The organism is Methanosarcina sediminis (assembly GCF_052056915.1).
GTDB lineage: Archaea > Halobacteriota > Methanosarcinia > Methanosarcinales > Methanosarcinaceae > MTP4.
This window is the reverse complement of the sequence record NZ_CP195119.1, coordinates 3,367,260-3,380,717: the sequence shown is the minus strand read 5'-3', so window position 1 is coordinate 3,380,717 and position 13,458 is coordinate 3,367,260. Positions and strand designations below refer to the sequence as shown.

At 46.9% G+C, this 13,458-nt stretch carries 13 protein-coding genes; 7 read left to right on the top strand and 6 right to left on the bottom strand.

The features are described from left to right. Positions 1–394: 394 nt before the first annotated feature. The 5 genes from ACSAZK_RS14785 (at position 395) to ACSAZK_RS14765 (ending at position 4,237) form a co-directional block, all read left to right on the top strand. Positions 395–853 carry a MarR family winged helix-turn-helix transcriptional regulator gene (locus ACSAZK_RS14785; protein ID WP_440954832.1) on the top strand — a complete coding sequence of 153 codons (459 nt, stop codon included), beginning with the start codon at positions 395–397 and terminating at the stop codon, positions 851–853. Positions 854–933: 80 nt separating this feature from the next. Next, the gene (locus tag ACSAZK_RS14780; protein WP_440954831.1) at positions 934–1,248 is read left to right on the top strand and encodes a TrmB family transcriptional regulator; all 315 of its coding nucleotides are present in this window, start codon (positions 934–936) and stop codon (positions 1,246–1,248) included. 128 nt (positions 1,249–1,376) lie between these two features. Continuing rightward, a complete protein-coding gene (locus ACSAZK_RS14775) occupies positions 1,377–2,813 on the top strand; it encodes an MATE family efflux transporter (RefSeq protein ID WP_440954830.1) in 1,437 nt (478 codons plus the stop codon). Between the two features lie 308 nt (positions 2,814–3,121). Continuing rightward, complete coding sequence (locus ACSAZK_RS14770; protein WP_440954829.1) at positions 3,122–3,262, top strand: hypothetical protein; 141 nt, start codon at positions 3,122–3,124, stop codon at positions 3,260–3,262. 576 nt (positions 3,263–3,838) lie between these two features. Continuing rightward, positions 3,839–4,237 carry a secondary thiamine-phosphate synthase enzyme YjbQ gene (locus ACSAZK_RS14765; protein WP_440954828.1) on the top strand — a complete coding sequence of 133 codons (399 nt, stop codon included), beginning with the start codon at positions 3,839–3,841 and terminating at the stop codon, positions 4,235–4,237. Positions 4,238–4,447: 210 nt separating this feature from the next. Here the strand turns inward: ACSAZK_RS14765 and purF are convergent, their stop codons facing one another. The 3 genes from purF to ACSAZK_RS14750 all read right to left on the bottom strand — a co-directional run bounded on the left by purF (position 4,448) and on the right by ACSAZK_RS14750 (position 6,452). After that, positions 4,448–5,863, bottom strand: a complete 1,416-nt coding sequence (gene purF / locus ACSAZK_RS14760; RefSeq protein ID WP_440954827.1) for an amidophosphoribosyltransferase — start codon at positions 5,861–5,863, stop codon at positions 4,448–4,450. Between the two features lie 49 nt (positions 5,864–5,912). After that, positions 5,913–6,083, bottom strand: coding sequence for a 50S ribosomal protein L37e (locus tag ACSAZK_RS14755; RefSeq protein ID WP_082090618.1), 171 nt, complete (start codon positions 6,081–6,083; stop codon positions 5,913–5,915). A 150-nt stretch (positions 6,084–6,233) separates the two neighbouring features. Next, positions 6,234–6,452, bottom strand: coding sequence for an LSm family protein (locus tag ACSAZK_RS14750; RefSeq protein ID WP_048180060.1), 219 nt, complete (start codon positions 6,450–6,452; stop codon positions 6,234–6,236). Positions 6,453–6,880: 428 nt separating this feature from the next. Between ACSAZK_RS14750 and thiD the strand changes: the two genes are divergently transcribed. Together thiD and ACSAZK_RS14740 are read left to right on the top strand one after the other, a co-directional pair. Then, positions 6,881–8,227, top strand: a complete 1,347-nt coding sequence (gene thiD, locus ACSAZK_RS14745; RefSeq protein WP_440954826.1) for a bifunctional hydroxymethylpyrimidine kinase/phosphomethylpyrimidine kinase — start codon at positions 6,881–6,883, stop codon at positions 8,225–8,227. Positions 8,228–8,621: 394 nt separating this feature from the next. Next, a complete protein-coding gene (locus ACSAZK_RS14740; RefSeq protein ID WP_440954825.1) occupies positions 8,622–9,920 on the top strand; it encodes a TrpB-like pyridoxal phosphate-dependent enzyme in 1,299 nt (432 codons plus the stop codon). Between the two features lie 192 nt (positions 9,921–10,112). On the opposite strand, the gene ACSAZK_RS14735 is transcribed toward ACSAZK_RS14740, so the two are convergent. The 3 genes from ACSAZK_RS14735 to hisD form a co-directional block, all read right to left on the bottom strand. After that, the gene (locus ACSAZK_RS14735) at positions 10,113–10,520 is read right to left on the bottom strand and encodes a DUF1699 family protein (RefSeq protein ID WP_440954824.1); all 408 of its coding nucleotides are present in this window, start codon (positions 10,518–10,520) and stop codon (positions 10,113–10,115) included. A 1,118-nt stretch (positions 10,521–11,638) separates the two neighbouring features. Beyond that, positions 11,639–12,046: a DUF1699 family protein gene (locus ACSAZK_RS14730; RefSeq protein WP_048180079.1), complete on the bottom strand. Its 408-nt coding sequence runs from the start codon at positions 12,044–12,046 to the stop codon at positions 11,639–11,641. An 86-nt stretch (positions 12,047–12,132) separates the two neighbouring features. Next, positions 12,133–13,434 carry a histidinol dehydrogenase gene (gene hisD / locus ACSAZK_RS14725; protein ID WP_440957035.1) on the bottom strand — a complete coding sequence of 434 codons (1,302 nt, stop codon included), beginning with the start codon at positions 13,432–13,434 and terminating at the stop codon, positions 12,133–12,135. Positions 13,435–13,458 lie beyond the last annotated feature (24 nt).

Genomic DNA, 13,458 nt, shown 5'->3' with positions numbered 1-13,458 from the left:
CGGAAGTGATCATATTAATCCCGGATAAGATAAAGCCAGGGGAATGAACTAAGCGGAAAAAGGAAAAAAAGGAGGAACAATTTTTTTAAGAAGAAACATTATAAATTCTGTTCAAAATCATAAGTTATAAATAGAATATGCACATTTTTGGTTTGAATTTGAACAATCTGCAAAACGAACAATATGATTTGTGACAATTTGGATTCGGATGGTAAGAATACAAACAACATAAGTTAAGAAGTTGGATTCAAACAACGCATAGCAAAAAGATCACAAAACGACCTGCAAAACGACCTGCAAAACAGCCTACAAAACACCTCGTAAAGCTTAACATCCGGATCCATTGCACAATAGTAAAACAACAGGCAGCAATAAAAAACAGATATGAGGACCCATGAAACAGGAAAGAATAAAAGAGGCAGTAACACTCCAGTTTGAGCTGCTTCACATATTCCATAAGAATTTTGCAAACGTTTTTCACGAGGCCATTGGCGGTCCCTATAATTTGAACAAGAACCAGAAAAGAGCGATTATGATCATCGGAGGAAAAGAAGAAATCATCCCCTCTGCCCTTGGAAAATGCCTGGACCTCCAGAAGGGAAGCCTGACAAGCATGATCGATGCCCTGGAAAAAGAAGAACTGGTCTACAGGAGAGGGGACCCTGAAGACCGCAGGAAAACCCTGGTATCCCTTACCGAAAAAGGAAAAGAATGCAGAAACGAGCTCACCGCAGAGATCGAGTCTGCAGCCTCCGAAGTCCTTGAAAAGCTGGATGAGGAGGACATCATCAGTTACCGGGAAAGCCTGAAAACGATGACGAAGGTTTTAAAGAAGCTGGAAGAAAAGGCCTGAGCGGGAAGAATACAAAGACGCAAAGAAGCAAAAAACTACCAGCCAGAAAACAGTAAGCAGAATTATTCCAGAGGCTTCCGATGAGTTCGAAACTCATAGAAAACCTCCAGAAATTGGGGTTTACGGAAAACGAAGCAAGAACCTACGTAGGACTCCTCAGCTTAAAAGAGGCTACAGCCCGGGAAATCCACGAATATACCCACGTCCCGAGACCCAAGGTCTACGGCGTACTGGAAAAAATGGAGAAAAAAGGGTATGTTGAGGTAAGGGAAGGGAAACCCGCCTATTTCAAGGGGCTTGACCCGGAACAGCTGACTGAAAAGCTCAGGAAAGAATTTCTTTTCTCTCTGAACGAAACCCGGAAAGAACTTAATTTTGTCAGTTGCGGAATGTAAAAACGCTCAACACTCTCCTTACTTGTTTTGCATAATAGACAGACCTGCCTTTCGGAATAGGAAAAGAAACTGCAGGATTTGTCAAATGAAAGCGGACAAAAACCTGACTATCACAGGAAGATTTGAAAATGCGCAGTAAAGCAGCCGAAAAAACAGATTCCGGCAGTTGTCCGGGGGGGAAGAAAACAAAAGGTGTCGACGTTCTCCTTGGCGACCCTAAAAAAGCCATCATCAAACTGGCCATCCCCATGATGGTTGCCATGTCCGTACAAACCGTTTACCAGCTGGTCGATACCTACTGGGTCGCTGGACTGGGAGCCGATGCCCTGGCAGCCATGGGTTTTGTATTTCCCTTCTTTTTTATCAGCATGGCCCTTTCCAACGGGCTTGGGATTGGGGGCGGAGCCGCAATTTCCCGCAGGATCGGGTCCCGGGATAAGGAAGGGGCAGACAACGTTGCCGTGCACACCATGATAATGATGCTCATCCTGGTGCTGGTTTTTTCCATACCGTTCTATATATTCGCCCCTGAGATCTTCACCCTGGCAGGAGCCGGGAAGACCACGAGCCTTGCAGTAGCCTATGCCAGAGTTATCTTCCTCGGGAGCATCGTGGTCTTCTTCACGAACGTGGCCAATTCCATCATCAGGGCTGAAGGGGACTCAAACCGGGCGATGAAAGCTATGGTGCTGGGAGCAGGGCTGAACATCATCCTGGACCCTATCTTTATCTATACCCTGGGACTCGGGATTGCGGGGGCAGCCTGGGCTACGGTGCTTTCTCTGGCGATATCCTCGCTTCTGATGTTCAACTGGCTCTTTTTCAGGAAGGACACCTACGTTTCCTTTGATTTCCAGGACTTCAGTTTCAAAAGGGGTATCGTAAAAGACATTTTCAGGGTAGGGGTGCCGGCTTCGGTACAGCAGCTTACGATGTCCCTTACAATGATCATAATGAACCTCCTTATCGTCGCAGTCAGCGACACTGATGGGGTAGCGGTCTATTCCACGGGCTGGAGGATTGCAACCATCGCGATTTCGCCCCTTATGGGGATTGCAACAGCCGTGGTCTCCGTGACCGGGGCCTCTTTCGGAGCCCGGGCCTTTGAAAAAGCGGAAACTGCCCTTTCCTACTCTATAAAACTAGGGCTGCTCATCGAGACGGGGCTTGGCATCCTCACCTTTGCCTTTGCCCCCCAGATAGCTGCCGTCTTTACCCAGGCTGAGGCAGCAGCCCATATTGCAGAGGACCTGGAAATGTTTCTGCGGATCCTCTGCATTTTCTATCCAACAGTCGCATTCGGGATGCTTTCCTCTTCCTTTTTCCAGGGAGCCGGAAAAGGCATCAACGCCCTCATCGCAACCATTTTGAGGACAATCATCATGACTCCCCTCTTTGCCGCCCTCTTCGCCTTCACCCTCAACATGGGCGAGCCCGGGATCTGGTGGGGACTTATCGTAGGCAACGGGATCGGGGCAATGATCACTTTTGTATGGGCAAAAATGTTCCTGAACTCAACAATAAATGCTGGACCAGTAAGGATTGCAGTTGAACACGGAGCCTGAAAAGAAATTAGGTCAGTGGCTTTGTATAAAAAATTCTCTGTGTATAATTCACGGAGAAGATCTATTTTTTTAAAAAAATATATGTGAGAAACTTTTATGTGAAAAATTTTTAAATAGTAAAAAATAGGCAATAGATTGCTGAGTTCCTATTGAACTGGAGAGTAAAACCAGCAGAAATTCTTTAAACGAGCCCATGAGCACAAACTATAAATAATACAAAGTGGGTAACAAGATACCGTCTGCCCGTTGGGAAAGAAAATAAAACGTTAAGTCTAGCATAAAGCCAAGCGCAGAAAGGTGAGCCAAAAATGAAAGAAGAAGTTAAGGAAAAAACCCTGAAACCCGTCTTACATGGGGTCCTGCTAAGAGACCGCAAGTTCCTCTCTCCCGCAAAAATCAAAATTCTGGAACGCTTCGGGATCATTTCCCTCTCAAAATGCACAGCATGAACAGATGGAAAGTCAGGTGACCCGGCGAACAAACTTCCCCTGATTCCCAAAAAATCTTCTACCAGAAAAACGGGATTTCCACCATAAAAATCAAAGCTGCCATAACTCTGTCTAACTCAAAAACAATCAAAACCCCCCGCCCAATCCAAAAATTCACGATAAACATCAACTTACCCAACCAAAAACGGCGTCCGCAAAAACGGGATAGAAAGACCGGAAAGAACCGGATAATTTAGGGGTCCGATTCTTTCACCGGGATTCTATTCTTTAAATCTGCCTTTTTCTAAAGAGCTTTCCACTTGAAATCCTCCCTAAAAATCCTTTCTTCCACAAAAATTCATTCCCCGCTCAGAAAGCAATAAATCCGACGTTCTACCTCTTTTCTTTGAAGATCGAATTTATCAGCTACACAAGTTTATCAGCTACACAAGTTTATCAGCTACACAAGTTTATCAGCTACACAAGTTTATCAGCTACACAAGTTCACCAGGTACACAAGTATATCAACTACACAAGCCTGGAGTCCAAATATTTGGATTCGGAATATAAAGGATCAGAAAGACAGGGGACAGGATTTTGAAACTCAATGTAAAGACCGAGAACCGCATCGAATTAATAGACATCACTGCCGAAGTCAGGGAGGGAGTCAGGAAAAGCGGAATAGAACAGGGCGCGTGTATCCTGAGCACCCGGCACACTACAGCCGGGATAATAGTCAATGAAAACGAAAGTGGACTCAGGGAAGACATCCTTGAACTCCTGAACAGGCTCGTGCCCGAGGGGGCAGGGTACCGGCATGACAGGATCGACAACAACGGGGATGCACACCTGAAAGCCGTGCTGCTAGGAGCAAGCGAAGCCCTGCCCATAACGGAAGGGAACCTGGAACTCGGGACCTGGCAGAGCATCTTTTTTGCCGAAATGGACGGGCCGAGGAACAGGACCGTGAACGTGACGCTGTTAAGTAGCAAATAAGCGAAAACCATCAGACAGCAAACGAGTTAGAAAAATAGAAACTAAAAAGAAAGATTGAAAGAGAAATCAAAAACTGAAAACAAAAACCGAAAACAAAAGAACTGAAAACAAAAGAACTGAAAACAAAAGAACTGAAAAAAACCAAAAGAATTTAAGAAAAGAAAGTTCCGGACGGATTGTTACGATCACGTCTGGAAGGAACTTTCCCCTTTATTCAAAATCGTCCAGATGCAGCTGTTTCTTCCTGCACATTTCCCCGGGGATTTCCACAGGATATTCGCCGGTTAGACAGCCAACACACATGTCATTTCTATTGCAGCCCAGAGCCCGCATAAGCCCATCGATACTCAGGTATCCCAAGGAGTCCGAGTTGATCAGGCCCTCAACCTCTTTTACGGTCTTGTACGAGGCGATCAGCTCCTGCCGGGTCGCCATGTCAATTCCAAGGTAGCAGGGGGCTATAATCGCGGGGCTTCCTATCCGTGCGTGCACTTCGGATGCCCCGACTTTCCGGACCATATCGATGATGCGCCGCGAGGTCGTGCCCCGGACAATGCTGTCGTCCACCAGGACCACTTTCTTGCCTTTGACGTTTTCCTGGATAGCATTCATCTTGAGCCTGACTGCGGTTTCACGCATTTCCTGGCCCGGCAGGATGAAGGTACGGCCTATGTAGCGGTTCTTCATCAGGCCTTCCAGGTATTCGATTCCGGATTCCCGGGAATAACCGATTGCGGACGTAATTCCCGAGTCAGGGACGGGAGAAATGATATCCGCGTCAACCGGGTGCTCTCTTGCGAGTTCCCTGCCTATGTTTTCCCGGATCTTGTAAACAAGTTTTCCGTCGATGATAGAGTCAGGTCTTGCAAAGTAGATAAACTCGAAAACGCAGTGTGCAGGATGAGGTTCATTTGAAACCTGGTGGCTTTCGAAGCCATCTTCCGTAAAGACGACGATTTCCCCTGGCCTGACATCCCGGGTAAGGGTGCCATTAAGGGTGTCCAGAGCTACGCTTTCCGAGGCAATCGCATACCCGCCGTCAACTTCCCCGAAACAAAGGGGTTTGAAGCCGAAGGGGTCCCTGACAGCGTACAGGACGCCGTCAAGCTGGATCGCCAGGGAATAAGAGCCCACAAGCCTGCGCATTACATTCCGAATCGATTCAACGGGTCCGTGCCTTATCAGTTCCTTCACGAGGAGATGCCCGATGAGTTCGGTATCGGAATCACTGACGAAAATCCTGCCCTCAGATTCCAGCTCATCCTTGAGGTTCCTGGCGTTGACCAGGTTCCCGTTATGAGCAATGGCGATTGTCCCGCCTTTGAAATTAAGGACGAAGGGCTGACAGTTTTCAATCTTTGACCCGCCGGTAGTGGAATATCGGACGTGCCCGATACCCACGCGCCCTGACAGGTGCTTTAGGGATTCCTTCGTATAAACATCCGGCACAAGTCCCATGCCCTTGATGGAATGGGGAACCGCACCGTCGTACACCACTATACCCGTGGATTCCTGCCCCCTGTGTTGGAGAGCATAGAGAGCATAGTAAAGCTTGAATGCGACGGTACTGGATTGAGGCTTGCTCTCGGGGAGAATAATACCTGCAACCCCGCATTCTTCTTTCAATATGAACCTCCGGTTCAGGTAAAAAATAGTAAAAGTGGGGTAGTCAGGTTCAATACTTGCACTTTGCCTTCCACTTATAGCTTCTCATGCGGGGCGTTTTTCCAAAACCACATGAGGTACACTGTTTTGTATGCACATTATAAGATACACTGCCGCATCTCCTGCATTTGACATGCGTGTGTTTCTGCTTTTTTCCCATTGATGCAGTACCTTTACTCATTCCTAAATCTCCTGATAAAAATCAACATATTTTAAAGTAACATCTGATTGTTCGAAGCGATTTCGTTATTCCGGATTTTTTTTGCGGCTCGTTTTTAAAAATCCAATGCTCGCAAAGTTGAACGTTAATAGATTAAGTGCTTGATATAGATTACGGAGATACGTATACTACGTTGTCTCCTCGAATGACAACACTGCTAAACTTGCTGACGATTTCTCCGTCACGTAATTCTTCAGCGTTATCAAGCACGAGGTTCATGTGAATATCATATCCTTTAAGTTCACCTCTAAACTCACGTGCGCCTTTCAATCGAACGATTACAGGTGTATCCAGTGCATTGTTTAAAATATCCAGAGGTCGGTTTGCCATCCTTAAAATCCCCTACAAATATTATAAATCGACTCATTATCTATATCAATATAAATAGTTAATCCAGACTTAAACCAATCGCTATTCTAAATGCTAGATTGCCTGCATCAAAGTTGTAAATACAATATATAAAACTATCGAAGCGGAATACTCTTATTAAAAGCATCTATTTAAAGGAAGCAGAAACATTCGCATAAAGTAAATACTCTCACAAATACCCATTCATAAATAAAAACGTTCACGAATAAAAGCGTTTACGAATAAAAATGTTCACGAATAAAAGTGTTCACGAATAAGCGTGCACAAAGAAACATGCTCACAAATAAGAACGTTAATGAAATAAACAAACTCGAAAATAAATATGCCCAAAAGCTCTCCCCGGAGAAACAGATCCAAAAGCCACCAAACCAAAAAACAAGAGGATTAGAATGACAGGAAAGCCCGCCACACCAGAAAAGCCCATTGTAATGACGATCGCAGGTTCGGACTCCGGAGGAGGAGCCGGGATCGCTGCTGACCTCAAGACCTTTGCAGCCCTCGGGGTGCACGGGACCTGCGCCATTACCTCGGTCACGGCCCAGAACACCACAGGAGTCCTCAATGCCTTTGACCTGGCCCCAACCGCCGTTTCCGCCCAGATCGAAGCGGTCTGTACGGATATGGATGTCCGGTGGGTAAAGACGGGTATGCTCGCCTCTTCCGGGATCATCAGGGAGGTTGCGGCAGGGGTAAAAAAGCACGGGCTTTCCCTTGTAATCGACCCTGTAATGGCTGCCGAAGCCGGAGGCGACCTCCTCCGAAAAGAAGCCCTATCCACCCTTATCGAAGAACTACTCCCCCTCTGCAAAGTCACGACCCCGAACGCCGCCGAAGCAGGCGCAATTGCCGGGATCCCCGTCAAAACCCCGGAAGATGCAAAGGCGGCGGCAAGAAAAATCGCGGACCTGGGAGCCGAAGCAGTGGTCGTTACCGGAGGGCACCTGGACGCAACAGACCTGCTCTATGAAGCAGACAGCGGCACCTTCACCCGGGTTCCAGGGGACTTTGTCAAAGGAGGGACTCACGGCTCGGGCTGCACCTACTCTTCAGCAATGACCGCATACCTTGCCAGGGGAGAAAGCCTGGAAACAGCCACATGGGAAGCAAAAAAGTTTGTGGTACAGGCAATCCTGAAGAGCATTCCCGCAGGCAGGGGGGTGAACCCCATAAACCCCATAGGCAAGACCCTGGAAGAAATGGAGCGCTACCGGGTCCTCAGGGACGTGAAAGCTGCAGCCTCCATCCTTACTGAGAGCCCCGATTTTGCAAAACTAGTCGCCGAGGTAGGCTGCAACATAGGGATGGGTATTCCCGGCGCTGAAGCCTGCGAGGACGTCGCTGCCGTGGAGGGCAGGATAGTAAGGCACAGGAACAGGGCAATGCCCGTAGGCTGCGTGGACTTCGGGGCAAGCCGGCACGTTGCAAGGATCATTCTCGCCGCCCTACGCTACGACCCCCGGATCAGGGCAGCCGTAAACATCAGGTACTCCGAAAAAGTCCTTGCCGCCTGCAGGGAAATAGGACTTACGGTTTCTTCCTTTGACAGGGAAAAAGAACCTGAAAACGTAAGCTCCATGGACTGGGGCACGGCCGAGGCAATAAGGGTTTACGAGAGCGTACCTGACATGATTTATGATGAAGGCGGCGCAGGAAAAGAACCCATGGTCCGCCTGCTAGGTACTAGCGCCACGGAAGTTGCAAAACTTGCGGTGAAACTTGCCGGCAGCTTGGAATAAAAAGCCTCATGCAGGCTTTCTTATTTCCACACCTCCATTTTCAACACCCGTTTTCAACATTTTAGTATCAGAATTCTTTATTATCGGAATCCATTTTTTATTTCTGCATTCGGTTTTATTCCTGCATTCGGTTTTATTTCCAATATTAGATTCTATTTGGCATTTTCAATATCCTACAGATTTTCGATCCTGCAGTTCTTCATTCAATTCTACAAATTATGGACCCAAAATCCAGGAGTTGCCGCTTTTACCGGAAGAAAAAAACTCCGCTCTTAACAAAGTATAGATGTATATGATATACACCACGTCTGCCGATGAGGTAACAATTAAATACGGCAAAGTACAAACCTGTACAAAAAAGTAGCCATTCACGCATATACAGAAAAGGGATAACATGGAACAGACAAAAATAATCCTTGACGAGAACGAAATGCCAAAAAGGTGGTATAACGTTCTTCCCGACCTCCCCACCCCTCTGGAACCCCCTCTTGATCCAAAAACAAGGGAAGTGATGAGTCCCGAGGCCCTGGAACCTATTTTTCCAAAAGAGCTTATCAGGCAGGAGATGAGCAGTGACAGGTACATCGACATCCCCAAAGAGGTCCTTGAAATATACAGGCTCTGGAGGCCAAGCCCTCTTTACAGGGCCCACCAGCTTGAAAAGATCCTCAAGACCCCTGCGAAGATCTATTACAAATATGAAGGGGTAAGCCCGGCAGGCAGCCACAAGACTAACACATCCATTGCCCAGACTTATTACAACATGAAAGAGGGCACGGAAAGGATAACCACCGAAACAGGAGCCGGGCAGTGGGGAAGTGCTCTGTCCCTTGCCTGTAACTATTTCGATATCGAGTGCAAAGTCTACATGGTCCGTTCCAGTTTCTACCAGAAACCCTACCGGAAATCCCTCATGACCCTATGGGGCGGAAACGTAGTCCCTTCCCCGAGCCCGGACACGGAATTTGGGAGGTGGGTCCTGAAAGAACAGCCCGATACTCCGGGAACCCTGGGAATTGCCATAAGTGAAGCCGTGGAAGATGCCGCACTTAATGAGAACACTAAATATTCCCTCGGAAGCGTCCTGAACCATGTGGTACTGCACCAGACCATTATCGGGGAAGAGAGTAAAAAGCAGCTTGCCAAGGTGGAAACGTACCCTGACATTGTAATCGGCTGTTGCGGCGGGGGAAGTAACCTGGGGGGCATCGCTCTTGAGTACGTAAAAGACAAGCTTGAAGGCAAACACGATGCAAAAGTGATTGCAGTGGAACCCACGTCCTGTCCCACCCTTACGAAAGGAGAATACAGGTATGACTTCGGGGACACGGCTGAAATGACCCCGCTGCTCAAGATGTACACCCTCGGGCACACCCATGTCCCGCCCGCCATCCATGCCGGGGGACTTCGCTACCACGGGGATTCCCCGATCGTAAGCAAACTCCACGCCGAAGGTTTAATTGACGCAGTTTCCTACGGGCAGAAGACCGTGTTCGAAGCTGCAGTCCAGTTTGCCCGCACGGAAGGAATTGTGCCGGCTCCGGAATCTTCTCATGCCATACGCTGTGCAATCGACGAAGCTCTCAAGTGCAAGCAGACCGGGGAAGAGAAAACAATCCTCTTCAACCTGAGCGGACACGGGCACTTTGACATGGCCTCCTATGACAAATACTTCAACGGCGAAATGGAATAAACGGCTCGTAAGAAGAGAGACGAAATATAAAAGCAATCTGTAAAAGCAATCTGTAAAAGCAATCTGTAAAAGCAATCTGTAAAAAGAAGGCAGGCCGATAAAAGGGATTTTTGAAATCGGGGCAAAGCTAAACAGGCTTCTGCCCCATGAATTTCCATTTTTAAAATCAAGTAAAAAGTCAGAAAAAGCCGCTTACTCTATCTGCTTCAGGTTCAGTATATACATCACCATCTTCGAGTTCAGCTTGCTTTCTTTTGCTACCTTTTCTGCCACCTCTTCGGCAGGAACCCCTTCGCCCTTCATGTCCTTTATTTTCTCGATTACGGAAGAGGGTACGGTGTAATATTCATTTATGTCCTTCCTGTGCCCCCAGACATCGCCTTCCATTAATTGGACTTTCTGCATTTCCAGAAACATTTCGATTGATTTCGAAATAGTCCGTTTGTAGGACCTGGGAAGCTGGACGACCTCGAGTTTCGGGCAGGTCTCTACAAGCAGGAAAATGTCCTTGTTTGAAGGCCTGAACGCTAGATGGACTACCCTCTCGTTAGGGTTCAATGAGATGATCTCATCTCTTGAGCTGACAACTCTGATTTTCATTCTAATCCCCCACATATCTTCGATTAAATCAAAGACTAATAAAATTAATTGGATAACCAAGCTTAAATAATTTTCCATAATTTATCGTGAAATTCATTCAACTTACCCCATGTTATTTGAGAAAAAAAGCATTAAAAGAAGGAAGAAGTGAAATACTTCAAAATCCCAATTGAAATTGAGTGTTCCAAAGTTAAAACATTTATTAGAAAGTAGAGATAATTATAAAAAGAAAGTTCTAAAAATGCCCCCGGCGGAGAATCAGGAAACTCCAGCCCACAGAAAGAACCGGAAATATAGCACCTGCTCTTCTTAAAATATCCTGATAAATAGAGCCCATTCTCAATCAGATTTCACCCTCAATCAGACCTCCCAAATCAGATCTTCCAAATCAGACCTCATTCTCAATCAGATTTCATTCTCAATCAGATTTCATTCTCAATCAGATTTCATTCTCAATCAGATTTCATTCTCAATCAGATCTTCCAAATCAGATCTTCCAAATCAGATCTTCCAAATCAGACCTCCCAAATCAGATTTTTTACTGAGGTCGGAAGTGCCCTAAAAATGAAGGTTTTACTATGAACCCACGACGAATGAACTCACCGATGCATAAACTCACTGCATATAATTACACTTAGACAAACCAGGGCATTCATAAATAAGGATGAATCAAGATGGAACAACGTGGATCAAAGCGGATTAATTAAATAGGGATATGGAAACCGGTTTTTATACTTGATAGGGGACAGAAAAAAATATCCCATAGACAAGGATGAAACGTCCTAATTAGGAAATCCTGAATGCGGAAAAAAAATCTCACGCAGAAATTACAATCCGTATGCCTGTGCAGCTCTGATGCAACTCTACTGATGCAACTCTACTGATGCAAATATACCGCTGCAACTTTACTGATGCGATCTGTCCGCAAGTACGACCTGTTTACAGGATTACCTATTAGAGATTACTATTAAGAACGAAATATCCCGGATTGCCCTGAAAAACTCTTCAAACCCCCCCGGATGCAAAAACCCGGACCCATACCTTTCTACAAGCCCCTTTTCAGATGCAAAGAAAAAAATTATCACCTCAACCGAAAAATACCTGAACAGAAGGGTAGCTCAAGCCACATTCTTCTGGTTTAAGATGTACATGATCATATCGGTGTTCAACTTGCTTTCTCTCGAAAGTTTTTCAGCAATCATATCGTTGGATACACGGTCCGCCTTTAATTCCTGGATCTTCTCCAGTACGTTCTGGGATACGTTGTAGTACTCGTTTATGTCCTTCCTGTGTCCCCAAACGTCCCCTTCGAGGAGGTTAATTTTCTGCATTTCCAGGAACATCTCAATAGATTTTGAGACTGTTCGACGATACGATTTCGGAAGCTGGATTGCTTCAATTTTCGGACATGTCTCCGCAAGCACGAAGACATCCCTGTTCGAGGGTCTGAATGCAAGGTGTACAACTTTTTCATTAGGATTCAGGGTAGGAATTTCCTCCCGTGAACTAACCACTCTAATTTTCATACTAATCCCCACTACTCCTCATTTATTTAAAATAGCAAATTTTCTTATGCGTTTACATTTTATATAAGTATCGAATGGCATACACATTATTTAGAAGGTTTCCAGCCGAACCGCGCCCTTATAGCATCGGCGTGTGCCTTTAAGCCTTCTTCCTCGGCCAGCGCGATTACAGATTCTTTTAGGCTTTCAAGCCCACTCTTACTGATTTTCTGGATGGTAGAATATTTCATGAAGTGATTTATGTTCAGTCCGGAATAGACCCGGGCATAACCGGCAGTAGGAAGCACGTGATTGGTACCGGATGCATAGTCCCCCACAGGAACAGGGGCATAGGCTCCGACGAAAATGGATCCGGCATTTTTGATCCTGTCAAGCACGAAATCCTCATCCGAAACGATTATTTCAAGGTGTTCGGGAGCGAATTTATTGCTGAAGTCGATGCACTTTTCCAGGGAGCTCTCCGTAAGGATTGCAGCATTCTCCAGGGAAACTTTCACGATTTCACCCCTTGCGGTCTGCTTGGCCTGAACCCTTACTTCTTCGCTTACGGCTTTTGCCAGGGCTTCGGAGGTCGTGACCAGCACGGAAACAGCATTCGGGTCATGTTCTGCCTGGGCGATGATGTCCGAAGCTACCATTACAGCATCTGCAGACTCATCCGCAATAATCAACACCTCACTCGGGCCTGCCGGGAAGTCGATTTCGGCAACGTCCCTGACCTGCATCTTGGCAGCCGTCACAAAGACATTCCCCGGACCCACAATCTTGTCAACCTTCGGAACGCTCTCCGTCCCGTAAGCCATTGCCCCTACGGCCTGCACGCCGCCGAGCTTGAAGACCCTGTCCGCCCCTGCGACCTTTGCCGCTGCCAGGGTAAGGGGGTGTACCGAACCGTCAGACCTCGGAGGAGTACATACAATCACCTGCTCAACACCTGCAACCCGGGCGGGGATCACGGTCATGAGCACTGTAGAAGGATAGGAAGCCCTGCCTCCGGGAGCATAGGCCCCCACGCTTTCAAGGGGAGTAGCTTTTTGTCCCAGCACGACCCCGGGTTTGAGTTCCATGAACCAGGTCTTCTCGGGGAGCTGGGCTTCGTGGAAAGCTTTGATATTTGAAGCTGCGGTTTTGAGGTGCTCCAGGAGCTCCGCATCGATTCCGGAAATCGCTTCTTCGAATTCCTCTTCACTGACCTCAAAATCCGTAAAATCAACCTTATCAAACTTCTTTGTATATTCCCGGACTGCTGCATCTCCCTTTTCACGCACATCCGCAAGCACGGCCGAAACGGTTTCCCCCACGTCTGCAAGCCCGGATTCCCGGGAGAGCAGTCCCTGCATTTCAGCTTTTGAAACGTCTGACAATTTTTTGAATAACATGATGATCATCTCTGAAATATAATCTGATCCCAT

Bases quoted from the DNA above. Each gene is read 5' to 3' on its own strand.
- ACSAZK_RS14785 (WP_440954832.1), top strand. From the start codon at position 395: ATGAAACAGGAAAGAATAAAAGAGGCAGTAACACTCCAGTTTGAGCTG.
- ACSAZK_RS14780 (WP_440954831.1), top strand. From the start codon at position 934: ATGAGTTCGAAACTCATAGAAAACCTCCAGAAATTGGGGTTTACGGAA.
- ACSAZK_RS14775 (WP_440954830.1), top strand. From the start codon at position 1,377: ATGCGCAGTAAAGCAGCCGAAAAAACAGATTCCGGCAGTTGTCCGGGG.
- ACSAZK_RS14770 (WP_440954829.1), top strand. From the start codon at position 3,122: ATGAAAGAAGAAGTTAAGGAAAAAACCCTGAAACCCGTCTTACATGGG.
- ACSAZK_RS14755 (WP_082090618.1), bottom strand. From the start codon at position 6,083: ATGAGTAAAGGTACTGCATCAATGGGAAAAAAGCAGAAACACACGCAT.
- ACSAZK_RS14750 (WP_048180060.1), bottom strand. From the start codon at position 6,452: ATGGCAAACCGACCTCTGGATATTTTAAACAATGCACTGGATACACCT.
- thiD (WP_440954826.1), top strand. From the start codon at position 6,881: ATGACAGGAAAGCCCGCCACACCAGAAAAGCCCATTGTAATGACGATC.
- ACSAZK_RS14740 (WP_440954825.1), top strand. From the start codon at position 8,622: ATGGAACAGACAAAAATAATCCTTGACGAGAACGAAATGCCAAAAAGG.
- ACSAZK_RS14735 (WP_440954824.1), bottom strand. From the start codon at position 10,520: ATGAAAATCAGAGTTGTCAGCTCAAGAGATGAGATCATCTCATTGAAC.
- ACSAZK_RS14730 (WP_048180079.1), bottom strand. From the start codon at position 12,046: ATGAAAATTAGAGTGGTTAGTTCACGGGAGGAAATTCCTACCCTGAAT.
- hisD (WP_440957035.1), bottom strand. From the start codon at position 13,434: ATGATCATCATGTTATTCAAAAAATTGTCAGACGTTTCAAAAGCTGAA.